This is a genomic window from Hydrogenivirga okinawensis, assembly GCF_055385515.1.
Genome location: NZ_AP042386.1, coordinates 758,080 through 777,692, shown reverse-complemented (window position 1 = coordinate 777,692; position 19,613 = coordinate 758,080). Strand labels below are relative to the sequence as shown.

The 19,613-nt window shown below is 44.7% G+C and carries 22 protein-coding genes; 2 read left to right on the top strand and 20 right to left on the bottom strand.

Annotated elements, in window-relative coordinates; genetic code table 11:
* Position 1: 1 nt before the first annotated feature.
* From hslO to ACZ483_RS04440, 14 genes are all read right to left on the bottom strand, one after another.
* Positions 2-934: an Hsp33 family molecular chaperone HslO gene (gene hslO, locus ACZ483_RS04505; protein WP_464324979.1), complete on the bottom strand. Its 933-nt coding sequence runs from the start codon at positions 932-934 to the stop codon at positions 2-4.
* Positions 931-1,197: a hypothetical protein gene (locus ACZ483_RS04500; protein WP_464324978.1), complete on the bottom strand. Its 267-nt coding sequence runs from the start codon at positions 1,195-1,197 to the stop codon at positions 931-933. Before ACZ483_RS04500 ends, hslO begins: the two co-directional genes overlap by 4 nt.
* 9 nt (positions 1,198-1,206) lie before the next feature.
* A complete protein-coding gene (gene ftsZ, locus ACZ483_RS04495) occupies positions 1,207-2,307 on the bottom strand; it encodes a cell division protein FtsZ (RefSeq protein WP_464324977.1) in 1,101 nt (366 codons plus the stop codon).
* 12 nt (positions 2,308-2,319) lie between these two features.
* Complete coding sequence (ftsA, locus tag ACZ483_RS04490; protein WP_464324976.1) at positions 2,320-3,561, bottom strand: cell division protein FtsA; 1,242 nt, start codon at positions 3,559-3,561, stop codon at positions 2,320-2,322.
* 6 nt (positions 3,562-3,567) lie between these two features.
* Entirely contained in the window at positions 3,568-4,266 is a 699-nt protein-coding gene (locus ACZ483_RS04485) for a cell division protein FtsQ/DivIB (RefSeq protein WP_464324975.1), read from the bottom strand.
* A gap of 13 nt (positions 4,267-4,279) precedes the next feature.
* Complete coding sequence (locus tag ACZ483_RS04480; protein WP_464325171.1) at positions 4,280-5,140, bottom strand: D-alanine--D-alanine ligase family protein; 861 nt, start codon at positions 5,138-5,140, stop codon at positions 4,280-4,282.
* The gene (gene murB / locus ACZ483_RS04475; RefSeq protein ID WP_464324974.1) at positions 5,112-5,999 is read right to left on the bottom strand and encodes a UDP-N-acetylmuramate dehydrogenase; all 888 of its coding nucleotides are present in this window, start codon (positions 5,997-5,999) and stop codon (positions 5,112-5,114) included. Before murB ends, ACZ483_RS04480 begins: the two co-directional genes overlap by 29 nt.
* Before the next feature lie 4 nt (positions 6,000-6,003).
* A complete protein-coding gene (locus ACZ483_RS04470) occupies positions 6,004-6,597 on the bottom strand; it encodes a hypothetical protein (RefSeq protein WP_464324973.1) in 594 nt (197 codons plus the stop codon).
* Positions 6,579-7,835 carry an adenosylhomocysteinase gene (gene ahcY / locus ACZ483_RS04465; RefSeq protein ID WP_464324972.1) on the bottom strand — a complete coding sequence of 419 codons (1,257 nt, stop codon included), beginning with the start codon at positions 7,833-7,835 and terminating at the stop codon, positions 6,579-6,581. Before ahcY ends, ACZ483_RS04470 begins: the two co-directional genes overlap by 19 nt.
* A 127-nt stretch (positions 7,836-7,962) precedes the next feature.
* Positions 7,963-9,030: a tyrosine-type recombinase/integrase gene (locus ACZ483_RS04460; RefSeq protein ID WP_464324971.1), complete on the bottom strand. Its 1,068-nt coding sequence runs from the start codon at positions 9,028-9,030 to the stop codon at positions 7,963-7,965.
* A 71-nt stretch (positions 9,031-9,101) separates the two neighbouring features.
* Complete coding sequence (locus tag ACZ483_RS04455) at positions 9,102-9,734, bottom strand: Nmad2 family putative nucleotide modification protein (protein ID WP_464324970.1); 633 nt, start codon at positions 9,732-9,734, stop codon at positions 9,102-9,104.
* An 84-nt stretch (positions 9,735-9,818) separates the two neighbouring features.
* Positions 9,819-10,679: a hypothetical protein gene (locus ACZ483_RS04450; protein WP_464324969.1), complete on the bottom strand. Its 861-nt coding sequence runs from the start codon at positions 10,677-10,679 to the stop codon at positions 9,819-9,821.
* The gene (locus ACZ483_RS04445) at positions 10,663-11,130 is read right to left on the bottom strand and encodes a Panacea domain-containing protein (protein WP_464324968.1); all 468 of its coding nucleotides are present in this window, start codon (positions 11,128-11,130) and stop codon (positions 10,663-10,665) included. The genes ACZ483_RS04450 and ACZ483_RS04445 overlap by 17 nt, the downstream gene beginning before the upstream one ends.
* 89 nt (positions 11,131-11,219) lie before the next feature.
* Positions 11,220-11,405, bottom strand: a complete 186-nt coding sequence (locus tag ACZ483_RS04440; protein WP_464324967.1) for a hypothetical protein — start codon at positions 11,403-11,405, stop codon at positions 11,220-11,222.
* Positions 11,406-11,540: 135 nt separating this feature from the next.
* On the opposite strand from ACZ483_RS04440, the gene ACZ483_RS04435 reads away from it, so the two are divergent.
* Positions 11,541-12,449 carry a Fic family protein gene (locus ACZ483_RS04435; protein ID WP_464324966.1) on the top strand — a complete coding sequence of 303 codons (909 nt, stop codon included), beginning with the start codon at positions 11,541-11,543 and terminating at the stop codon, positions 12,447-12,449.
* A gap of 3 nt (positions 12,450-12,452) precedes the next feature.
* On the opposite strand, the gene ACZ483_RS04430 is transcribed toward ACZ483_RS04435, so the two are convergent.
* The gene (locus ACZ483_RS04430) at positions 12,453-13,469 is read right to left on the bottom strand and encodes an AAA family ATPase (RefSeq protein WP_464324965.1); all 1,017 of its coding nucleotides are present in this window, start codon (positions 13,467-13,469) and stop codon (positions 12,453-12,455) included.
* A 179-nt stretch (positions 13,470-13,648) separates the two neighbouring features.
* Here ACZ483_RS04430 and ACZ483_RS04425 point away from each other — a divergent pair, with 179 nt between their 5' ends.
* Complete coding sequence (locus ACZ483_RS04425) at positions 13,649-13,843, top strand: hypothetical protein (protein WP_464324964.1); 195 nt, start codon at positions 13,649-13,651, stop codon at positions 13,841-13,843.
* 407 nt (positions 13,844-14,250) lie between these two features.
* Here ACZ483_RS04425 and ACZ483_RS04420 read toward each other — a convergent pair whose 3' ends face one another.
* Genes ACZ483_RS04420 through ACZ483_RS04400 form a run of 5 tightly spaced genes read right to left on the bottom strand, consistent with a single transcriptional unit; the run spans position 14,251 to position 19,532 of the window.
* Positions 14,251-16,797 (bottom strand): ATP-binding protein, encoded by a 2,547-nt coding sequence (locus ACZ483_RS04420; protein WP_464324963.1) that lies wholly within the window; start codon positions 16,795-16,797, stop codon positions 14,251-14,253.
* Entirely contained in the window at positions 16,797-18,038 is a 1,242-nt protein-coding gene (locus ACZ483_RS04415; protein WP_464324962.1) for a hypothetical protein, read from the bottom strand. The genes ACZ483_RS04420 and ACZ483_RS04415 overlap by 1 nt, the downstream gene beginning before the upstream one ends.
* Complete coding sequence (locus tag ACZ483_RS04410) at positions 18,020-18,493, bottom strand: hypothetical protein (protein ID WP_464324961.1); 474 nt, start codon at positions 18,491-18,493, stop codon at positions 18,020-18,022. Before ACZ483_RS04410 ends, ACZ483_RS04415 begins: the two co-directional genes overlap by 19 nt.
* A 2-nt stretch (positions 18,494-18,495) precedes the next feature.
* Positions 18,496-19,005: a hypothetical protein gene (locus ACZ483_RS04405; RefSeq protein ID WP_464324960.1), complete on the bottom strand. Its 510-nt coding sequence runs from the start codon at positions 19,003-19,005 to the stop codon at positions 18,496-18,498.
* A complete protein-coding gene (locus ACZ483_RS04400) occupies positions 19,002-19,532 on the bottom strand; it encodes a hypothetical protein (RefSeq protein WP_464324959.1) in 531 nt (176 codons plus the stop codon). The genes ACZ483_RS04405 and ACZ483_RS04400 overlap by 4 nt, the downstream gene beginning before the upstream one ends.
* Positions 19,533-19,613: the final 81 nt, after the last annotated feature.

Below are 19,613 nucleotides of genomic sequence, written 5' to 3'. Positions count from 1 at the left end.
ATCAGCTCTTCTTAATATCCTCCTCAGAGAACCTGTAAACCCTACCGCAGAACTTACAGACTACCTCAGCGGGACCCTCTGCGAATATGTCGCTGAGCTCCTCCTCGGTCAGCAGAAGGAGGCTCGACCTTGCCACCTCCTCGTCGCAGGGACAGTAATACTCGATCTCCTTCAGACCTATCAGTTGCGGTTCGAGATCTTCCAAAAGCATCACCGCAATATCTTCCGGTCTCCTTCCCTGCTCCATAAGCTCGGTTACGGGGGGTAGCTCCCTAACCCTGTGCTCGAGTAGATCCACCACCTTTTCGCTTATACCTCCAAGAGTCTGGACGAGAAAGCCCCCAGCCTGTTTAACCTCTCCATTTTCACCTATAAGAACTCCTATTCCGACGGCAGAGGGTATCTGCTCCGACTGGGAGAAGTAGTAGGCGAGGTCCTCAGCTATCTCACCGGAAACCAGGGGAACTATGCTTGTATAAGGCGTCCCCATTCTCAGCTCCTTGACCACCGTGAGTGTTCCTTCCCTTCCAACTATCTTTGAGACGTCGAACTTCTTCCTTCCCTCCGCCTCTTTCGTGTATGTATCTACCTTAGGATTTTCCACAAAGCCCCTTACCCTTCCCTTTCCGTCTGCTTCAGCGACTATCGTTCCTATCGGACCGTTCCCCTCTATCTTCAGGAGAACCTTTTGGTCTGTTGCATGCTTCACGAGGGATGTGAGGAGCAGAGCTCCGACCATAGCTCTGCCAAGCGCTACCGTCGCTCCCGGGGAGAGGTCATGTATTCTCCGGGCGGTTTCCACAGCCCGAGTAGCTTTTGCCACGTAGACTCTCGCCGGCTCCCTCTTCGGGACGGCTATAACCATGTAGTCCCTGTCCTCGAAGTACTCCCTTAGATCCCTCTTAGTTTCCTCGCTCAGCTCCTTGTGGATCATGACCTATAAATATAGATCCTTACCTTCTTGGCTTCAAAATCCTCCTTTATAGCCACTATATGGGTAGGATTCTCTATAGGTTTTCCCTTGCTCACCTTGTCCTCCCTCTTGTCGAGGTAGTAGATATTACAGTCGTTATGTCTGTTTTCATTAAACTCCTCTATCGAGAGAACCTTCAGCTCCATATCGGCCGTTCTGTATCCGTAGATCAGACCGAGGAGGAAAGAAAAGGCCCTGTTCTTCTTAGGATTTATCGGCTTCACGTATTTAAATTATATCTTCCTCTTTCTCCTGAGTATCGCCGGTATTTCCTCCTCAGGTTCTACCGGGCTTATACCCTCTTCTGGAACTGCCTTTTTCACAGGAGGCGTTTCCCTCTTGATTATCCTGAAGAGGTTCTCCTCCTCTTCCTCCTTAGATTGCGCTTTATCGAAGTCGGTAGCAACGACCGCCACCCTCAGGAAGTTCTCTACACCTTCCTCTAAGACCGCACCGAAGATTATGAGAGGTTCGTGGTGAGCCCTCTCCATTATGCCGTTTATTGCCTGCTCCACCTCATTGAAGGGAACGTCCTCGCTCACCCATAGAGTGACGAGTAACCTTTTTGCTCCTTCTATGGAGTTTCCTTCGAGCAGTGGGCTCGTTATAGCCTGCTCGACCGCAAGGTCTATCTTTCCTTCCCCTCTTCCTTCTCCCATACCTATTAGGGCGAGACCTCCACCTTCCATGACCGTTCTGACATCGGCAAAGTCCACGTTTATCATCGCTGAGGTTGATATTATGTTGGTTATACCCCTGACCGCCTTTGAGAGAACGTTGTCCACCTCCTTGAAGGCATCTTTAACGGTTAGAACCTTATTGCCTATCTCGTGGAGTTTCTGATTGTGTATAACTATATAAGTATCAACGTTATCTTTAAGTTTGCTCAGTCCCTCGAGGGCTACCTTCATTCTTCTTGGACCTTCGAAGTTGAAGGGAAGGGTAGCGACAGCAACGGTTAGAATTCCCATCTCTCTTGCCGTCTGGGCTATTACCGGAGCAGCACCTGTTCCCGTTCCTCCACCGAGACCTACGGCTATGAAGAGCATGTCGGTATCTTTGAGAACGTCCTTAACCTTCTCTATATCCTCGAGTGCTGCCTGCTCTCCCACTTCGGGCCTTGCGCCCGCACCTAACCCTCTCGTGACCTTCTCACCTATCTGGATCTTGTGTGGGACCGATAGAGCGCTCAGATGTTGAACATCGGTGTTTATAGCGTAGATTTCAACGTCCTCGATCCCGTCGAGGAACATCCTGTTTACGGCGTTACAGCCCCCACCTCCAATACCCATTACCTTTATTCTCGTTGGATTAATACCGCTCTGAATCTCCATAGCCTTCCCTCCTTAGAGGATTTCTCTAAAAAAATCCTTGATCTTCTCTATGATATCCTTAATCCCCCCACTGTTGTTAGTTGAAATAAGAGCTCTTTTTTCTAATATAACACCCTCAGGTTTTGTACCGAAATTCAGAAGCCCCACTGCTGTTGCGTACTTAGGATTTTCTATTTTCTCCTTAAGTCCGATAAGGCTCGATGGAACTCCTACCCTCGCAGGAAGATCTGTAAACTTCTCTAAGAACTCCTTTATACCCTTAAGGTTTGCTGTCCCTCCCGTTATCACGATGCCCGCGTTAGCACTGTCAAGTTTATAACCCGCCTCTTCTATCTTCTCAACTATCTTTTCCACTATCTCCTCGAGTCTAACCTGAATAACTTCGGCAAGCCTGAACCTCTCTATAGAAAGTTCCCTGGTTTCTCCCCTTGGCTTTATCTTGAGTATATCGCCATCCTTTACCAGATCCACAAGGGCAACGCCGCTGTCCTTTTTTATTCTCTCAGCTTCTTCCTGATCTACCTTCATGAAGTAGCTAATGTCTTTAGTTATGGCGTTGCCAGCAAAGGGTATGCATCCAGTTATCACCGGATGTCCCTCAAGATATAGAACGAAGTCGGTAAGACCAGCCCCCATATCTATCAGGAGGACACCGTCGTCCATCTCTTCCTCTTTCAGAACAGATTTGGCAGAGGCTAAGGCGTTAACCACCCTCATTGTGGGTTGGAAACCCGCCGATGCCACAGCCTTCTCCAAATTCCTGCTAAGCGTTGTTCCTACCTTTACTATATGAACCTGAGCGGTGAGTTTCGATCCTATTAAGCCTACCGGATCTTCTATACCTTCCTGGTCATCTAAGGTGTACTTTCTCGGTATGGCGTGGACTATGTCGAATCCGTCTTCCTTGCCCTTAGCTATACTCCTTTCCAGGAGCCTGTTTATGTGCTCTTCCTCTACTTCCACAGGACTCGGAGATATATTTATCGTGTCCCTCTCATTCTGACTCTTTACGTTGGCTCCAGAAACGTTTATGACAACGTTCGTTACCTTCTGCCCCGACATCTCCTCCGCTTCGCGGACGGCGGTGGCTATTGCCCTTGCTGCCACCTCGAGCCTTGTAATAGACCCTTTGTCTATCCCCCTTGCCTTAGTTTCCCCTACACCTACTATGTGAACGTCCCCGTAGTTGTCCACCTCCCCGATAAGGGCAACTATCTTATCTGTACCTATGTCTATTGCCGCAACTGTTCTCATCCCATCTCAATTTCTTACTAAGATAAATCTCCCATAACGTAAATCAACATTTCCCTCCGGAAAATTATAAATCAACTTCAATCGGGATGAGACGTTCTCTGAAAGTAAATCTATGGGGGGTAAGATGATCTCCTTCTCCTTAATATGGAGAAGGATTTTATCTCTTCTAATATCTATCTGTTGTATCGGGAGTCCTGAAGATAGTATTTCCTCCCTGAGTTTGGTAAAGTTTTTTCCCAAAACTTGAAGGTCGTAGGTCCTGAGTTCCACGAGCTTCTTAAGGTCATCGCCCATCGGATAAAAGAGATTTCCCTCCTCATCTATCAGTAAAAGTTCCTTCCCGACCCTAACCTTTGCGACCGGACTCCTTTCTACAACTTCAACTTTTATCCTGATCCCATCCACCCCTATGTTTTTGGAAACGAATACCTCCTTCACGCGCCCTCCAAACTTACCGTTCAGACTCTCCTTTAGCTCCGTTCCGTTTAATCTAAGAAGGTTACCGCTGAGTTCTTCGATAACTGTCTTTACAGATTCCAGCGGTATCTTCTCGTTTCCCTCTACCACAACCTCCTTTATCTGGAACATGGGTAACTGGATAAGAAATGAAGGGATAAAGAACCCTGCAGTAGCCATAAAGCTTATCCATGAAGAGAAGAGGAAAACTGAAAAGATCTTCTTAGCCTTACTATTTCTTTTTTTCACATCTCCCTCCGCGTCAGGAGAGTATTATAGCAAGCATCTCCTTGAACTCTATTCCTGCCCTCTTGCATGCCATGGGAAAGAGACTCAGTTCCGTCATGCCGGGTATTGTGTTCACCTCCAGAACGTAAGGGTTTCCCTTCTTATCTACTCTGAAGTCTATCCTCGATAGATCTTTGAGTTCCAATAGCCTGTGAACCTTTAGGGCTATGTCTTGGAGCTCCCTCGAAAGATCCTCTTCGTCTAAAAAGAGATACTCCGTAGCTCCCTTCGTGTACTTACTTTCGTAGTCGTATATGCCCTTTTTGGGTCTCACTTCTATTACTGGAAGGGCTTTGTCTTTGAGCACGCCCACCGTCATATCCCTACCCTCGATAAAGGACTCTACAAGAACTTTTTCGGTCAGTTGAAAGAGTTCTTTAACTGCATTTTCAAGCTCTTTCCTTCCCTCCACAACCTTTAGCCCCACGCTCGATCCCTGATCGGCGGGTTTCACGACAGCTGGGAAGCTTCTCCACTCAGGTACAGGTTCTCCTTTCCTTACGCATATCCAATCAGGTGTAAGGATACCCTCTGATCTCAGGAGTCTCTTGGTTATATCCTTGTCCATTGCGAGGGCACTTCCAAGGACGCCCGATCCTGTGTAAGGTATGCCGAGGATGTCCAAGAGCCCCTGAATCCTGCCGTCCTCCCCGTAAGGACCGTGAAGAGCTATAAAAACTTTGTTGGGCTTTATCTCCATCAATCTCTGACAGAGATCCTCCGTAAGATCGAGCTCAAAGACCTCATGTCCCATTTCCTTGAGAGCTTCCGCTATCGCCTTCCCGGTCTTGAGGGATATCTCCCTCTCAGAGGACCTTCCACCCATCAGAACCACTATCCTCAATAAGCCTAACCTCCTCCTCGAGCTTAACCCCGAACTTCTCAAATACCCTCCTCTTAGCCTCCTCTATAAGAGATCTAACTTCCTCAAACTTCCCTCTATCCAAGTTCACGAGAAAGTTGGCGTGCTTCTCAGAGAAGGAGACTCCACCCTTTCTAAAGCCCTTCATTCCGACTCTCTCCAAAAGTTCCCCCGCGAACATCGGATATGGATTCTTAAAGGTAGAACCACTCGTGGGAAGGTTTATAGGTTGGCTTCTCTTCCTCTCGATCCTTATCTTTTCAAACTCTTTTTTCACAGAAACCTCCGACCTCTTCAAAAGGAGCTTGCAGGAAACGACGACACCCTCCTTGGGAAAGGGGGAGCTTCTGTAGGAGAAATCTATCTCCTCCCTTTTCTTGGTTATAAGGTTTCCCTCCCAGTCCAAAAAGCTCACTTCCTCGATAAAGTCCTTCATCTCGGAGCCAAAGGACCCTGCGTTCATGGCGACCGCTCCTCCGACGCTCGCGGGAAATCCCATCAGCCTGTAGATACCCTCAAGCTCGTTCTTTACCGCAAAGCTCACGATCTCTTGGAGTGGTGTTCCTGCAAGGACCTCTACGAGAACCCTTCCGTTCCTCTCTTCAACCCTCATCCCTCTCAGCCTTCTTAGACTTATCACAAGCCCCTTCACTTCTCCAAAAATCGTGTTAGATCCTCCGCCGAGAACAAAGAGGGGCATATCCTTCTCCCTTGAGAACTTTATTAGCCGGGCTACCTCTTCCACACTTGAGGGCTCAGAGAAAAAGCTCGCTCTCCCCCCTATCCTGATGCTCGTAAGGTTTCCAAGATCGAAGTCTTTGAAGATCTCCACCCTTCTATTTTAGCCTACGAAACAACTCCCTAAAGACCGCCTCCCTATCCTTCATGTATTTTTTTCCGAGTCTGATAGCCTCTTCCCTATCCAAGTAGCCCTTCCGAACGAGCAGCTGCATAAACTGGGTTAGGTTTGAAGGTCTTTTGGAAAAACCTCCCCTCTCGAAGTCGAGGACGTAAACCTTCCCGTTCCGGCCGATCAGAACGTTCTTGTCCACGTTGGCGAACTCGTCCCTCTTTATTCCGAGGGAATCCAGAAGGTAGGCGATCTCCAAGAGCTTCCTGAGAACTTCCTTCTCTTCCTCCGGATTTAACACTACCTTCCTGAAAGGAACTCCTTCTATGAAGTGGTAGACGAAGAAGTCCTCCCCCCTCAGGACAATCTGAGGGAAGGTTTCTATCCCCCTTAGCTTCTCTAAGATCTCGGCCTCCTTCTGTATAGCCTTTACAACCTCCGGACTCTTGGCGACCTTGATGGCTACATCCTTTCCTCTCCATTTACCCCTGTAAACTATACCCCTCCAGCCCTCCGCTATCCTTTCTAAGTTCTCTACCTCTCTCCTAAACTCCTCAAACCTCAGGTTCCGAACTCCCAAGAGGAGAGGTATTTCACCTGCTCTGGAGTGAGCTCGTCTATCTCCACACCCATGGCGGAGAGCTTGAGCCTTGCCACCTCCCTGTCTATCTCGTCGGGAACCTTGTAAACGTTCTTCTCTAAATCTGTATGTTTCTTAACTATGAACTCGGAAGAGAGCGCCTGATTGGCGAAGGACATGTCCATAACCGAGGCGGGATGTCCCTCGGCGGCGGCGAGGTTCACAAGCCTACCCTGAGCCAAGACGTATATCCTCCTACCGTCGGGAAGCTTGTACTCTTCCACCTCCTTCCTGATCTCCCTCTTGGAGACACTCATCTCCTCAAGAGCTTCAAGATCTATCTCAACGTTAAAGTGTCCCGAGTTGGCGACGATTGCTCCGTCCTTCATAACCTCAAAGTGTTCCCTCCTGATCACCGATGTATTGCCGGTAACAGTAACGAAGAAGTCCCCTAACTTCGCAGCCTCTATCATCGGCATGACGAGGAAGCCGTCCATCTTCGCCTCGAGAGCCTTTATGGGATCTACCTCCGTAACTATCACGTTGGCTCCCATACCCCTCGCCCTCTGAGCGACTCCCTTACCGCACCATCCGTATCCCGCAACCACGAAGTAGGATCCGGCGATGAGCCTGTTGGTAGCCCTCAGTATCCCGTCTATCGTTGATTGACCCGTCCCGTATCGGTTGTCGAACATGTGCTTTGTGTAGGCGTCGTTTACCGCGATGATAGGGAACTTCAGAACTCCATCCTTAGCCATAGCCTTGAGCCTTATAACCCCCGTCGTGGTTTCCTCCATACCCCCCAAGACCCTTTCCGCGAGCTCAGGATACTCTTTGTGGAGCGTTGAGATCAGATCTGCCCCGTCGTCTATCACTATGTGAGGTCCCTTTTCGATCACCGCCTTCAGGTGGGAGTAGTAGGTGTTCCTGTCCTCTCCCCTTATAGCGAAGACGGGTATATCGTAGTGCTTTACTAAAGCGGCAGCGACGTCGTCCTGGGTCGAGAGGGGATTGGAGGCTGTTAGAAAGACCTGTGCACCTCCGGCTTTTAGGGTCAGAACGAGGTTGGCGGTCTCGGTAGTAACGTGGAGGCAGGCGGATATCCTGATACCTTCGAGAGGTTTTTCCTTCGAGAACCTCTCCCTTATGCTCCTGAGGACGGGCATATCCATCTCCGCCCACTCGATCCTATTCCTACCCTGATCTGCGAGGGATAGATCCTTCACGTGGTAGTCCATTGAATCCTCCCTTGATTTTTATTGGGAATGGCGGAGCCGACGGGATTTGAACTCGCGCCCTCCGGCTTGACAGGACAGGATTCCGATTTTGTAATAATTGACACACAATCACTTCCCGTCATTTTTCTCATTTTTTTGTCGAAAATATGCCGAAACCCTCCAGACTCTCTACCACCCCCTTCAGGTATCCGTCGGTCAGGTGAGCGTAGCGTTTTGTCATCCTTAGATCCTTGTGGTTTAGGAGCTTCTGAACTGCGTATATGTCCCTCGAAGACATAGCTACCCAGGAAGCGAAGGTGTGTCTCAGGTCGTGAAACCTGAAGTCCTTTATACCCGCTTTTGCACAAGCTCTCCTGAAAATCTTCCCGTAGGTTTTGTCTTCGTACTTGTACGGAAGTCCGAGCTTGTTCGTGAACACGAAACCGTGGGTTATGCCCTTCTCTTCCTGTTCCCTCCTGACCTCTTCGAGCAGTCCCCTCACGGTGGAGTTCATAGGAATAGTATAAACATCTTTGGTCTTGGTCGTCTCCTTCTCTATCCTTATCACCCCTTTCTCAAAGTCCACGTTCTCCCACCTTAAAGAGAATATCTCCCCTGCTCTCAATCCCGTGTTGAGTGCAAATATTATCACGGGTCTGAACCACTCTGGGCAAGCTTCTATGAGTTTCTGAGCTTCTTCGGGTGTAAGAGACCTCACCCTTTCCGTCTCCTTCTCCTTAAAGAGCTCTATCTTCGGCATCTCCCCCTTGTATATCCCCGACTCCATAGCTTTTCTTATAACAGTTTTCATAAGCTTGAGTTCCTTGTTTATCGTGGTCTTGGAGACTCCCTCATCCAACCTCTCCCTCTTGTACCTCTCCACCACAGACCAGGTTATCCTGTCCACGAACACATCTCCAAAGAAGTCCCCGAGGAGAGAAAGACGGTAGAGGTGCACTTCTTTACTCCTCTTTTTCGCTTTAGAGTGTGTCTCGTACCACTCCCTATAATGCTCCACGAGGTCTCCGAACTTTACCTTCTCCTTTCCGGGGAGTATTTCCTCTCTGATGATCTTCGAAACAAACTCGTTCGCAAGTTCCCTCGCTACGCTCTTGGAAACGGGGCCGAAGTTAGCATAATACCTTATCCCGTTCCTCATATACTCGAAATGCCAACTCTTTCCCCTCTTTCTTAAATACCCGGTTCCCTTGGGCATAATTTAAATTTGCTAAATTCTAAACATACAGTCAATAACTTGGGTATCTGGTATGTTCGTGAAAGGTAAGCTCAAAGACATAGGGCTGTTACGAAGTTTTCATCTTCCTGCCATGAGTCACATTTGCATTTGTGTGGTGGACCGTAGATTCCAGGTTTGGGAAAATTCTTAATTAGCCAATCTATAAACTTTTTTGCTGAGGATCCCGAAGTAATAACACCATAGTATGTGCTTGTCTTAGGGACATAAGGTTTTACTTCCTTAGAGACTTTAATGGCACATTTGCCGAAATACCAGAATTCCTGCGATACTAAAACATATTTTCCTTTTAAATCGTGAGACCATTCTTCTTCTTTTCTATGGTAACCATGCTCTCCAACCCTTTCTCCATGATAAAGTATGTTATCTCCTTCTCTGAAGAGCTTCCCACTACGTGGCTTTTTCTTTTGAAATCTTGGATCTTCATAGTACTCATCAAAAGTAAGCTTTTCCTCTATTTTCATAGCATATACAAGTCTCTCCTCACCTACAGGTGAACCACTAAGTTCTTTGGAATCAAAACCACATATCCACTCTCCAACTTTTGTTTTAAGACGGATCCCGGGTTTACAGGTTGCTAAAGTCAAGTAACCATGAAAGGGGTTTGGTGCGAAACCTGTGTCTGAGGTCATTTTGTATGCTCGTATAACGATCCTCTCTTCCATCAATAGCTTTATTATAGTTAAATACCCTTTGTAATGTCTTGAGCTTGCCCTATGTCACGTGTATGGCAAATGAAGGGAAATGATTTAGCCAGACAGTATGTGCTCTAACGAATCCTTCACTTTTCTGATCAAGTTCTCTTCCAAGAAATCAGTATAGGATTGTGAGGTGTTTTCAGTAAATAAGGATACACACAGATGAGGTGCTGATTCGGATAGAAACGAAACAACTTTTATATCCGTATCACGTGATAAGATGCTTCTTGTAAAGTCATCTTCCTTTAGAGTGTCAATTATTGTTATATAGATAAGACCAGTTTTTATGTCAAATATTCTTTCGATAGCCCACTTTTTGAAAATCGCTTTCTTAAAATGATCGTTATGTCCTCCTTTTAGGAAGGAATTTTCTCTTTTTTGCTTAAGAAATCCTAAAGTTGTCTCTACTAAAAGGTATATACCTTCAGAGTCTGTTTCGTCCCTGAACAAGCGCCCGAGAATATCTATCTCATGTGTTTTTTTACCAAGATTTACTATGTACGTATTGGGATACAAAAACTTGAAACAAAACTCGCTTGCTAAGTAGATAGCCATTAGAGAATTAAATAGACCATCCGATGCAACCACCTCTTCGTTAGATGAAACAAGCTTCCTTAATATAGATATGCTTAGCTCAGGTTTTAAGCGTATTCCTATATTTGTGTTTCCTGAGACAAGCAAGCTACAATCTTCATGGTTCTTTATCCGCTCCACACCGTAATCGTGTATAAGGATGGAAAAGTATATAAGTTCATAAAACACATCTTTATTCTTGATATTGATCTTCCTGCTATTGTGTGTGTTACATAATATTTGCTCAATTACACTTTCCTTCTCGAGTAGGTTAATTAGCTTAGGAAAGGTGGAATTTTGGTGTACCGCAAACGGATCTTTATTACTCTCTTCTCCCAAGCTCTATGACCTCCCCAAATTCTGCATTCTTATATTCTTCCGTATCATAAACCTCTTCAAGGATGTCTTCGAGGGACTTATCAACATAATTACTTACAAACTCCCTCACCTCGGTTGCTTCTTGATCGGTTAGAGCTGAAAACCGTGGTGGTTCTACTAAAGTAAGTACATAGTAAGGAGATCCATAAAATCCTTCCTCGTATCTGATAGTTATGTATCCCATACGGGCGAGGTAATCCAAAGCTGATTCTATGTCATCTGAATAGGGTCCGTAGAAATAACTGGTATATCTAAGTCCAGTAAGGGATCTTCCATACTTATTCGCAAAATGTCTGTCAAGCAGGTAGAGAAGCTTAACGAGCTTAGTTTTGGAATACAGTCTCCCATTATGTAGTTGTAAGACAATCCCGATAACTTCCAAAAGCTTCTTGTTTTCAACACTCCTTTCCATAGCTAACCCTCCTCTCAACCTTCCACCACCCTGATATATATCATAATCGGAAATCTCCTTTCTGTTATGACCACTATCAGCGTTGTGGTTTAAGATGTGAAGCTCAACTCTTTCTTTATCTCATCAACTATTTTTTCATACTCTCCCTTTTCGGTAAGCTGGATAAACTTTTCCATACTCCTCACTTCTTCCTCTGTAGGTTCCCTGACAAAATGATGAACTATCTCCTTGGCTTTCTCCCTGTTAAAGTCGAGTCTTATTTTTGCAACACTCACATTCAGACCCCCAGCTTACCTTCTTATGATAAACCTTACGGTTTATAGGAGCAATTATTTATTTCTCCACATAAACCGTATCATTCTGCTTATCTCCTTGCTAATTCTTAATCCTACACTACATTAACTGATACGATGACGTATCAAAGAGAGGTTATAGTCCTCGGCGAGGAGTTCCTTCCCTACCTGCTCAAGGAGGAGACTGTGTGCTCCCTTGCGATAGAAAGGGTGAGAGTGGAGATGGAAGAGCTCGGAGATGAAGCTCCCAAAGACCCAAGACTCCGACAGGCGTGGAATTACCACCACACCGCTAAAGAGGTCTATTCCCTCGCTATGAAGAGTGCGGGGAAGGAGGAGGTGATAACATCCGCTCTCATCCTCTGGACATACGAGAAGCTGTGGGAAGGTTTTAACGTCCCTAAGGGATACAGGGATACGGAGATGACCTTGTTCGGAGCTCGCTTTGAACCTCCGAGACCCGAAGCAGTCCCCATGCTCACGGAGAGGATAGTGAGATGGCTCAGGAACTCAGATCTCCCTCCCGCAAGGAAAGGAGCAATATTCCACCTACTCTTTGAGGTAATCCACCCCTTCGTGGACGGGAACGGGAGAGTGGGAAGGATACTCATGAATGCCATCTTTATAGAGGGGGGATTGCTGAATGTTGCTTTTAGAGACAGAAACTCTTACATATCCGCTCTCAGGGAAGCTGAAGAGGGAGCAGTTATTGTGGTTGATAAGCTCTCAAGGGGAAGGAAGCTGAGCGATGAGCAAATAACGGAGACGGTGCTTGAGTATGGGAACGTAGAGAATTTTGAGAAGCTCATAGCTAAGGAACTTCTCCACAATCTCAAAGTGTATGCGAGGGAAAAGGACATCCTCTTAACTCCCGAACAGGTGGCTCAGCTTCTCGGATTTAAGAACAAAGATTATGTCAGAGTTCTCATACACAGGGGAGTGCTCATAGGTAAAAAGGTAGGTAAAGAGTGGAGAGTTTCTCTTTCGGAAGTATTGAGCTATGCAGAAAGGAGAAAGCTTTTATGATGATCATTCCTGTCTCAAATATAGTTCAAGCAAAGGATCTGTAAATTCGTAAACTCCTCTTGATACCTTTCTCAGGTATCCGAAGTTCACGAGATTGTTAAGCACCCTGTTTATAACCTGATCTCTTACATGGGGTATGTTATAGGGATTTTCACCGTTCGCTATAGTCCTCAAAACCTCAAGAGCATGCTTTACGCTAACTACACGTTCTATAAGCAGTTCTACATACGCTCTTTCTTCCTCCATGAGCTCCTCAAGAGCAGAAGCTGTATCCTTACCGCTTTTGATCTTTTCCATCACCCTGACGAGATAGTAGGGATGTCCTTTAAGGAGATTAAACAGTTCCACGAACTCATCTGCATCTATGGAAAGAGTTTCGACAGCGTAAGCTATCGTGTCCTCAAGCTCAAGACCCTTAAGCTCCATTATCGTTCCGAACCTGAAGAAAATCCCTTCCTTATCTACGAAGACCTGTTTCATGAGTGTTTCTTGGGAACCGGCAAATATGTAGGACGTGTGCTCATGATGCTGAATTACGCTCCTGAAGAGCTTTACAGCATTAGGATTAGTTTTGTAAAGCTCCCCGAATTCATCGAAAGCTACCACCATCTTCTTCCCCTTTCTCTTCGCTATCTTCTCCGGTAGCTCAAGCGCTTCCGTAAGCATTTTTCTCTCATCTTTTTCTCTGAAGACCTCAAGGTTAAGTTCTATACCCTCTTCTTTAAGGATAGCTTTCCCTTTTAGCTGGATTAGATAGGGAAGTTTTCTAATCTTCCCCTCAACACCGAAGAGGTCAAGGGCTTTGTCCAGTATATGCTTTGAAAGAGCGGAAACGCTATCCGCGTAGGGCATGAGGTCTATGTAAAGAGTCAGAACTCCTCTCTCCTTCAGCTTCTCCAATACCTTGCGTATAAGCGTGGTCTTTCCATACCTCCTCGGCGCTATTATCACAAAGCTCTCTCCTTCAAGCAAACCTCTCTTAAGTCTTTCAAGTTCACTTCTCCTGTCTATAAACTCCATAGTGTTTATAATTATAAACAAAATCTGTTTACTTATAAACAAGATTTGTTAATTTGTCTTATCCTGAACCGGCAAGAAGATAGAGCAAAGCTTGTAAAGAAAATTTCTTTACACAAATTTTATTTACAATGAGCAGAGAAATTTTACGGGATAAGGTTGAGATAGTGAATATGAGGAAAATGAGGACAGGGTGGTCAAAGCTTTTCAGTCAGCAGGAGAACATACTCGTCCTCACCAGCAGGGGCAGGGTTGCAGGTTTCTACATCCCTTACGAAGTTGCGAAGAACCTTCCCAACAAGTATAAAGTTCTTTTCCTTGATCTTCTCAACAGTTATGCAGAGAGAATAGCTCCAGAGCTTGAGGGGTTGCTGTGAGTGTGAATGGAGTAACCGTTGAGTTTCTATTCTCTCTCTGCAAACCTGATCCCTCTCCTTCTCTCCTATCTCTCGAGGTAATTATTTTTTAATGAAACTTCCATTAATTTTTAATTGTTCGTCAATGTAAAGTCAATTTTCATTTTGCACGGATATAGGAATATATATGTATCCGATCAAAATTTTAATTAGCTCTCCATTACCTCTCCATTAACTTTAATGAATTTTAATTAATGCTCTCTTCTCCTTGTCCCGCAACAACTATATCGCAGAAGCGGAGGGGAGACAATTGAAGAATAATTAAGGGTTAATGAAAAGTTAATTGTCCAATAATTGATCGTAAATCATTGATAATTTTTATGTTTTAATTGGTTAGTGATCACTGTATTTTTAGACAAAGCACTTATTTAGCTTAAGTTCTCCTCTTCTACATCAATTCCAGATTGATTTATAGCTTCAAGGATTTTGTCTTTGTACTCCTCTTCGGATATCCCTTCTCCCCCTTCTGCATTCAGAGTGACGACAATAGAAAGATTATCAAATTTTCCCTTTAGGAAATTTGTTATTCGTGTTAACGTAATCATCTGCCCATGGGGCACTCTTAGTGTAAGAATCAGCTTTTCATATCGGGTCAAGCCAGACGGAGCGGAAGGTTGTTTACTCACAACCGCAGTTGTATAAGATCCTTCGGTAGGTTGTTGAAGAGAACTGCTTCTCTCTTCTCCTCTTTTTTCTACACCTTCCGTTTCTTTACAAAGTTCGGGATTTACGATGACCTCTCCATCTTCAAAACTGACCACAGGAGTTTCCTCTGGAGATATACACTCCACCTCGCCGTTCTTAAGATAGCCAAATCTGAATATCCCTCTGGCTACACCTTCACTTACGCTATCCCTAACAACTTCCGGAGATTCCGGTCTTAACTCTCCCGGTGTCTTAAGAAATGCGGAAAAGAGCTTTTTTATTTCGAGGTAATCTTTATCCTGCAAGTACTTTTCTTTTATCACTTGAGGGGAGAGTTTCTTCAGAACTTTTCCCTGGTTCGTGAGGAAGCTATATACCTCACTGTCTAAATACCTCTCCCCCAGTGTAGGAAGACCCATATCTATCCTTTCAAAACCTTGTTTTTGGGGCAGGAAGATTTTCCTGAGGTATCTTCTAAGCTCCTCGTAAATTCTGTCTTCCATAGCTCTCAGTTTGTTTCGTAATTCTTCCCGCTGCTTTTCAGTCAATTTAAGCTGTTTATCTTTGCTCACATGTTCAAGAGCAAGGTATTTCCTTATGAAGGATCTGAAAGGTTCTCTCTGGTATTCATCTACACAAAGGAATATAAGGGTATTTCTATAAACCCTCGGGCTTTCCCCGTTCTTTTCTACAAATTCTGCACCAGGGACTTCTTTATCCAATATCACCAGCTTCAGTTCAGGAGTGTCAGGTATATCCTTTGAAAACTTTGGAAAAAGATATGTCTTTAAGGGACCGCTTTTTGAGATACTGTTTTTGACAATTTCCTCTATCCTCTCTTCTATTTCTTCTGGTTGTATGTTTTCCTCCTTGCTAACTACTATCCTGTTCAGGTTGGGTTGGTTTGTGAAGTAAAGTCCTTCATCGGAGAGGTAAAAGAGCTTTTCCTTTAGTTCGTTTATTACTGTATCTATCACCGAACTCGGGATTTCCGGTACTATAGAGCTGAGCTTGAGCTCTCTTATGCTGCTACCCCTCTCCCCTCTGCCCGAGAAGGATGTCATAAATATAGTTGTGCTTACAACAGTTCCCAATCTGTAGGGCTTATAGGAAAGCAGGGATTCATCAACCTTCTTTGCTCCGGAGTCGGGAGAAGTTATATCCTGTGCTATTATGCTATCCCACTCTTGTCCTATATGTTTGACAAGCTCCCTCCTAATTTCATTATTGTTTAGATTGAAATCTCCCAAGCGTATAAAGGGTATCTTTTCCTCAAGAAGGTCATGAACCACTAAAGAAAGAAGTCTCAAAACCCCACGAGTTCTCTGGAAAGTAGGAAAGGAACCCCACCTTTTGTACAGAATGTCTATAACGTCTGGCTTGAAAGGGTAGCTTTTGATGAACCTTTCCCTGAACAGTCCTTCCTCATCTTCCTTGAGCAGCCCTTCCTTTCTCGCATAGCTCACGAATTCATCAACTACTTTTTTAGCTTCCGTGAGATCTATATGTTGAAATAACCTCGCTCTGATAACGTGTTCTATCTCTTCGTCCTCTACAGGAGTGTATATTTTTTCCATTCTTCCCGTTATCTTCTGAAGCTGCTGGAACATCCTCTCCGCAGTTTCATCGTAGTGTTCAAGGATACTTGCGGGTAGGGTTATTACGAGGAGGGCGTTCGGCACCGTTGAAACCGCACCGCTCAGCTCCTGTATGAATGCAAGAAGCTGAGAAGCGAGGTTAGAGTCTCCCACTCTCACACCTGCCGCTTTCGTTGCGTATTCAAGGATTTCATCCATAAGTATGAGAACCGGAGAGCTTGAGGATATAAGGTCTACGATTTTTTCTTTTCCTGGAGAGATCTCTCCCTTAGTTATTTCGATCTTACCCGTTAGCTGTCTCTCAATTTCCTCCCAGGGTCTAACTTCTGCAGGATTGAAAGCCGTTCCATCAAAAACAGCAACTTTTGCGTTCCACTCCTTCGCTTTGTGATACAGAGCTATAAGTGCATGGGTCTTCCCCCCTCCGAAGGGTGTCTGAAGCTGGATTACAGAATCACCGATATTTCCACTTAATCTTTTCTCTGCGACTTCAATTATGTTCTGCAATCCTTTAGTCATATAAGTCTTTTTAAAGAAAAGGTCAGGATCTTTATAGTCCGCAGGAGCTTTTCCCGTAACGACCTGCCACAGGTCCGCTGCGAAAATATCCATAGTAAGCTTTCCTTCAACAACGTCCCTGTGAGGAATCGCAACCTGCGCAAACGCTTTCATCACCATATTCTCCCCTGCTTTTTATCCTCTTTTATTATCTCACCTACAAGCTTATCCTTTCCGCTGAGAAATCCGTCAAGAAGCTTCTTCTCCTTATTGTCCTGAGACAGCGTTTCAGAAATAGCTTGGGCTACCCTGTAAAAGGTTTCCCTCTGCCCGTAACCGGTCTCTCTAAGTATCTTCTTCATTTCCTCCTTCATTCCTGCTTTCCAGAGGAGCAGAACCTTGTGGAGAACGTCTATCATCTCATAGGCATCACCTATTTCCTCAAGCTTCCTGCTCTGAGGCCCGAGAACTTCTACAAACTCCCCTGACTTCCTTATAAACCCTCTGTTCCATTCCTTTTCAAGGTCAATTCCCACGGATTGTGCGAGCTTTCGGGCATCGTCAAAGGGGACTTTACTTTCCCCGTAAGTCCACCTCCACAGAATATAAAAGCGTGTTAGAGGAGATAGCTCTTCCGATATGCCGTTGTGTAATATCTGCTTTATTGCATACTCTGTTACAAGCTCCCTCACGTATTCAAGCAACTTTCCCGAATCTATCTCATTCCCTTCGTAGTCCATCACCTTTTTATACTTGCCGAACACCTCTATAGATGAACCTATGGCCGACACGTAATAGTCCGCACCGCTCACCCCTTCCTGCCACAGATACTCCAGCTTGTTATGGATGTGCTTTCTTATCTCGTCCTTAACCTCCGGTAGCCAGCCTATCTCTTTCCTCACCATCTTTCTGCATACGAGGTAGATTGAAGAAGCGAGAGCGGCATTTCCTTTAGCCAACAACCTTGCTTTCATCTCGGTATCTATTGGCCACGATGCGGTGGGGATAAGGTCTGATTCAAGGAGAGAGTTTATGAGAGTTTCCCAACCGGATGTTGACTTGTGGGTATAGACTATTACCGCTATGCCTTCCGGCTTTAGAACCCTTGAGATTTCCTCAAAGGACTTTTTAAGCATTTCCTCAAAGTATCTCTTTCCTCCCTCGTATCCTCCCTGATTGTGAGAGTATGCGACTATCTCCTTGGATTTCGGAGTAAGCGGAGTGGTAAAGAGTTCAGGGTAAAGGTCTCCTATGCTTCTTTTGAGCCACACGTAAAAGAAATCAGCAAGTGTTGAATAATTAATATTATCGTAATAGGGAGGGTCTGTAAAAACCGCATCAAAGTAATTGTCAGGATAGGGAAGTTCCGTGGCAGAACCTTGAAGGACTTGGGGGATTAAGATCTTCCTTCCCATATTTCTTCCACCTCTTCAAAGAATTCATCATGGTTAAATCCTTCACAGGGAAAAAATGTGTAGTGGTGTCTGTCCGCTCCTGTTTTATAGAGGTCTCCTTTATCAGGGCGATATTTTCCTCTTACGAGCTTATATTTTTGTTTGGGAAGTTTCTCATTGATAATATTTATTACAGCCTCTTTAGAGGGAAATACTGAAAGTCCGCATCCTAAGCATGCAGGTATTTTTTTCTTTGCTCTCTTTTTATAGAGCTTTGGAGCACAAATAAAGTAAGGATATTTATCCTTAACTCCCTTTATAAACCTCCATATTTCCATTTCGCTGTTTACTTTATTTGCTTTTCTTATTAATTTTTCTGGACATTTTTCCTTAATGCTTTCAGCTATCCTTTTAATTTCCTCATCATTTACCTTACCTATAAGTGCTATATAATGGTATCTCCTCTCATTGCACATATCTACTTCGGAGGTTTAACTTTCATAGGAGGATAAGGAGGAATAAATATTCTTGCTTCTCGGTGCAAAAGATCTGCTGTATGTCTTATGTAAGGATATACGGTTAAGAGACCTGTTCCTTCGGCGTATTTCATTAAAACATCTTCTTCCGAGATAACCTCTTTAACTTCTTCTGTATGTTTAAGAAGAAGATTCAATGCGTATTCTATCCTCAAGTCAGCTACATTTTCCTTATCTTCATTTTCTTCTACAGAAGATAGTTTCTCTTCATGTACGTATTTTATGACAACTGCGTAGTATTTTCCTTTACCATTTTCCTGCTCAGCTTCGCTTTGACTTAAACCTATACTGAGCCTATGTTCAGCTTCTAATTTTTTAGGGCGCACTTCTACAAGCTCGGATAACCTGTTAAAGTCAACTTTGTTAAGAATTATGAACTGGCGCTCTATGCTGTCTATTAAGGTTTGCAATTGCTTCTGTAAATCCTTGGAACCTCCCTTTTTCTTTTTCATGCCGCTATGGATATCTCAGCTTCAATCTCTTGGAATTCTACATCGGTAAACTCTTGACTATTAAGGATTGTGTTTTCCTCACTAATAATGGAGCGCATTAAAGACTTTATCTCCCTGAGCGTTCCCTCATCTATCTCAATTTTTGCTCTGTAAGTGGGAAGCTCGTTTTCTTTTATAAATCCTTCCTCTATCTTCTTCTCAAGAGGTTCAAGATACTCTATTACATCATCCCCACCTTCATAGCTCCTGAATCCTACATACACCTTCCCACTGTCAAATATATCCCTTACAGACTTCTTTCCTTCAAGGTATTCCTGTATGATCTGAGGATTTGTTTCAATAACATACCACCACTCTCCGCCCTTATTTTCGTCATCCATAAGAAGGAGGAGGTAAAGCTCCCCGTCATCGGACACATACTCGACAGGGAAGTCAAGTATCTCGAGGGGCAGAAACTCCTTCTCTATCTTCTTCCCGCTTAGCTCTATTCCTATCTTCTCCTTTTCCCATACGTAAGTCATTTCCATATCCTCCTCATCTATATACTGTTACCGCCTACCTTCCTCTCTATGATTTATATTACCACTTTCGGGCGGAGATGGCCGTCC

Coding starts and splice junctions, on each gene's coding strand:
- hslO (WP_464324979.1), bottom strand. CDS start 934: ATGATCCACAAGGAGCTGAGCGAGGAAACTAAGAGGGATCTAAGGGAG.
- ftsZ (WP_464324977.1), bottom strand. CDS start 2,307: ATGGAGATTCAGAGCGGTATTAATCCAACGAGAATAAAGGTAATGGGT.
- ftsA (WP_464324976.1), bottom strand. CDS start 3,561: ATGAGAACAGTTGCGGCAATAGACATAGGTACAGATAAGATAGTTGCC.
- ahcY (WP_464324972.1), bottom strand. CDS start 7,835: ATGGACTACCACGTGAAGGATCTATCCCTCGCAGATCAGGGTAGGAAT.
- ACZ483_RS04460 (WP_464324971.1), bottom strand. CDS start 9,030: ATGCCCAAGGGAACCGGGTATTTAAGAAAGAGGGGAAAGAGTTGGCAT.
- ACZ483_RS04455 (WP_464324970.1), bottom strand. CDS start 9,734: ATGGAAGAGAGGATCGTTATACGAGCATACAAAATGACCTCAGACACA.
- ACZ483_RS04445 (WP_464324968.1), bottom strand. CDS start 11,130: ATGGAAAGGAGTGTTGAAAACAAGAAGCTTTTGGAAGTTATCGGGATT.
- ACZ483_RS04435 (WP_464324966.1), top strand. CDS start 11,541: ATGACGTATCAAAGAGAGGTTATAGTCCTCGGCGAGGAGTTCCTTCCC.
- ACZ483_RS04430 (WP_464324965.1), bottom strand. CDS start 13,469: ATGGAGTTTATAGACAGGAGAAGTGAACTTGAAAGACTTAAGAGAGGT.
- ACZ483_RS04425 (WP_464324964.1), top strand. CDS start 13,649: ATGAGGACAGGGTGGTCAAAGCTTTTCAGTCAGCAGGAGAACATACTC.
- ACZ483_RS04420 (WP_464324963.1), bottom strand. CDS start 16,797: ATGAAAGCGTTTGCGCAGGTTGCGATTCCTCACAGGGACGTTGTTGAA.
- ACZ483_RS04415 (WP_464324962.1), bottom strand. CDS start 18,038: ATGGGAAGGAAGATCTTAATCCCCCAAGTCCTTCAAGGTTCTGCCACG.
- ACZ483_RS04410 (WP_464324961.1), bottom strand. CDS start 18,493: ATGTGCAATGAGAGGAGATACCATTATATAGCACTTATAGGTAAGGTA.
- ACZ483_RS04405 (WP_464324960.1), bottom strand. CDS start 19,005: ATGAAAAAGAAAAAGGGAGGTTCCAAGGATTTACAGAAGCAATTGCAA.
- ACZ483_RS04400 (WP_464324959.1), bottom strand. CDS start 19,532: ATGGAAATGACTTACGTATGGGAAAAGGAGAAGATAGGAATAGAGCTA.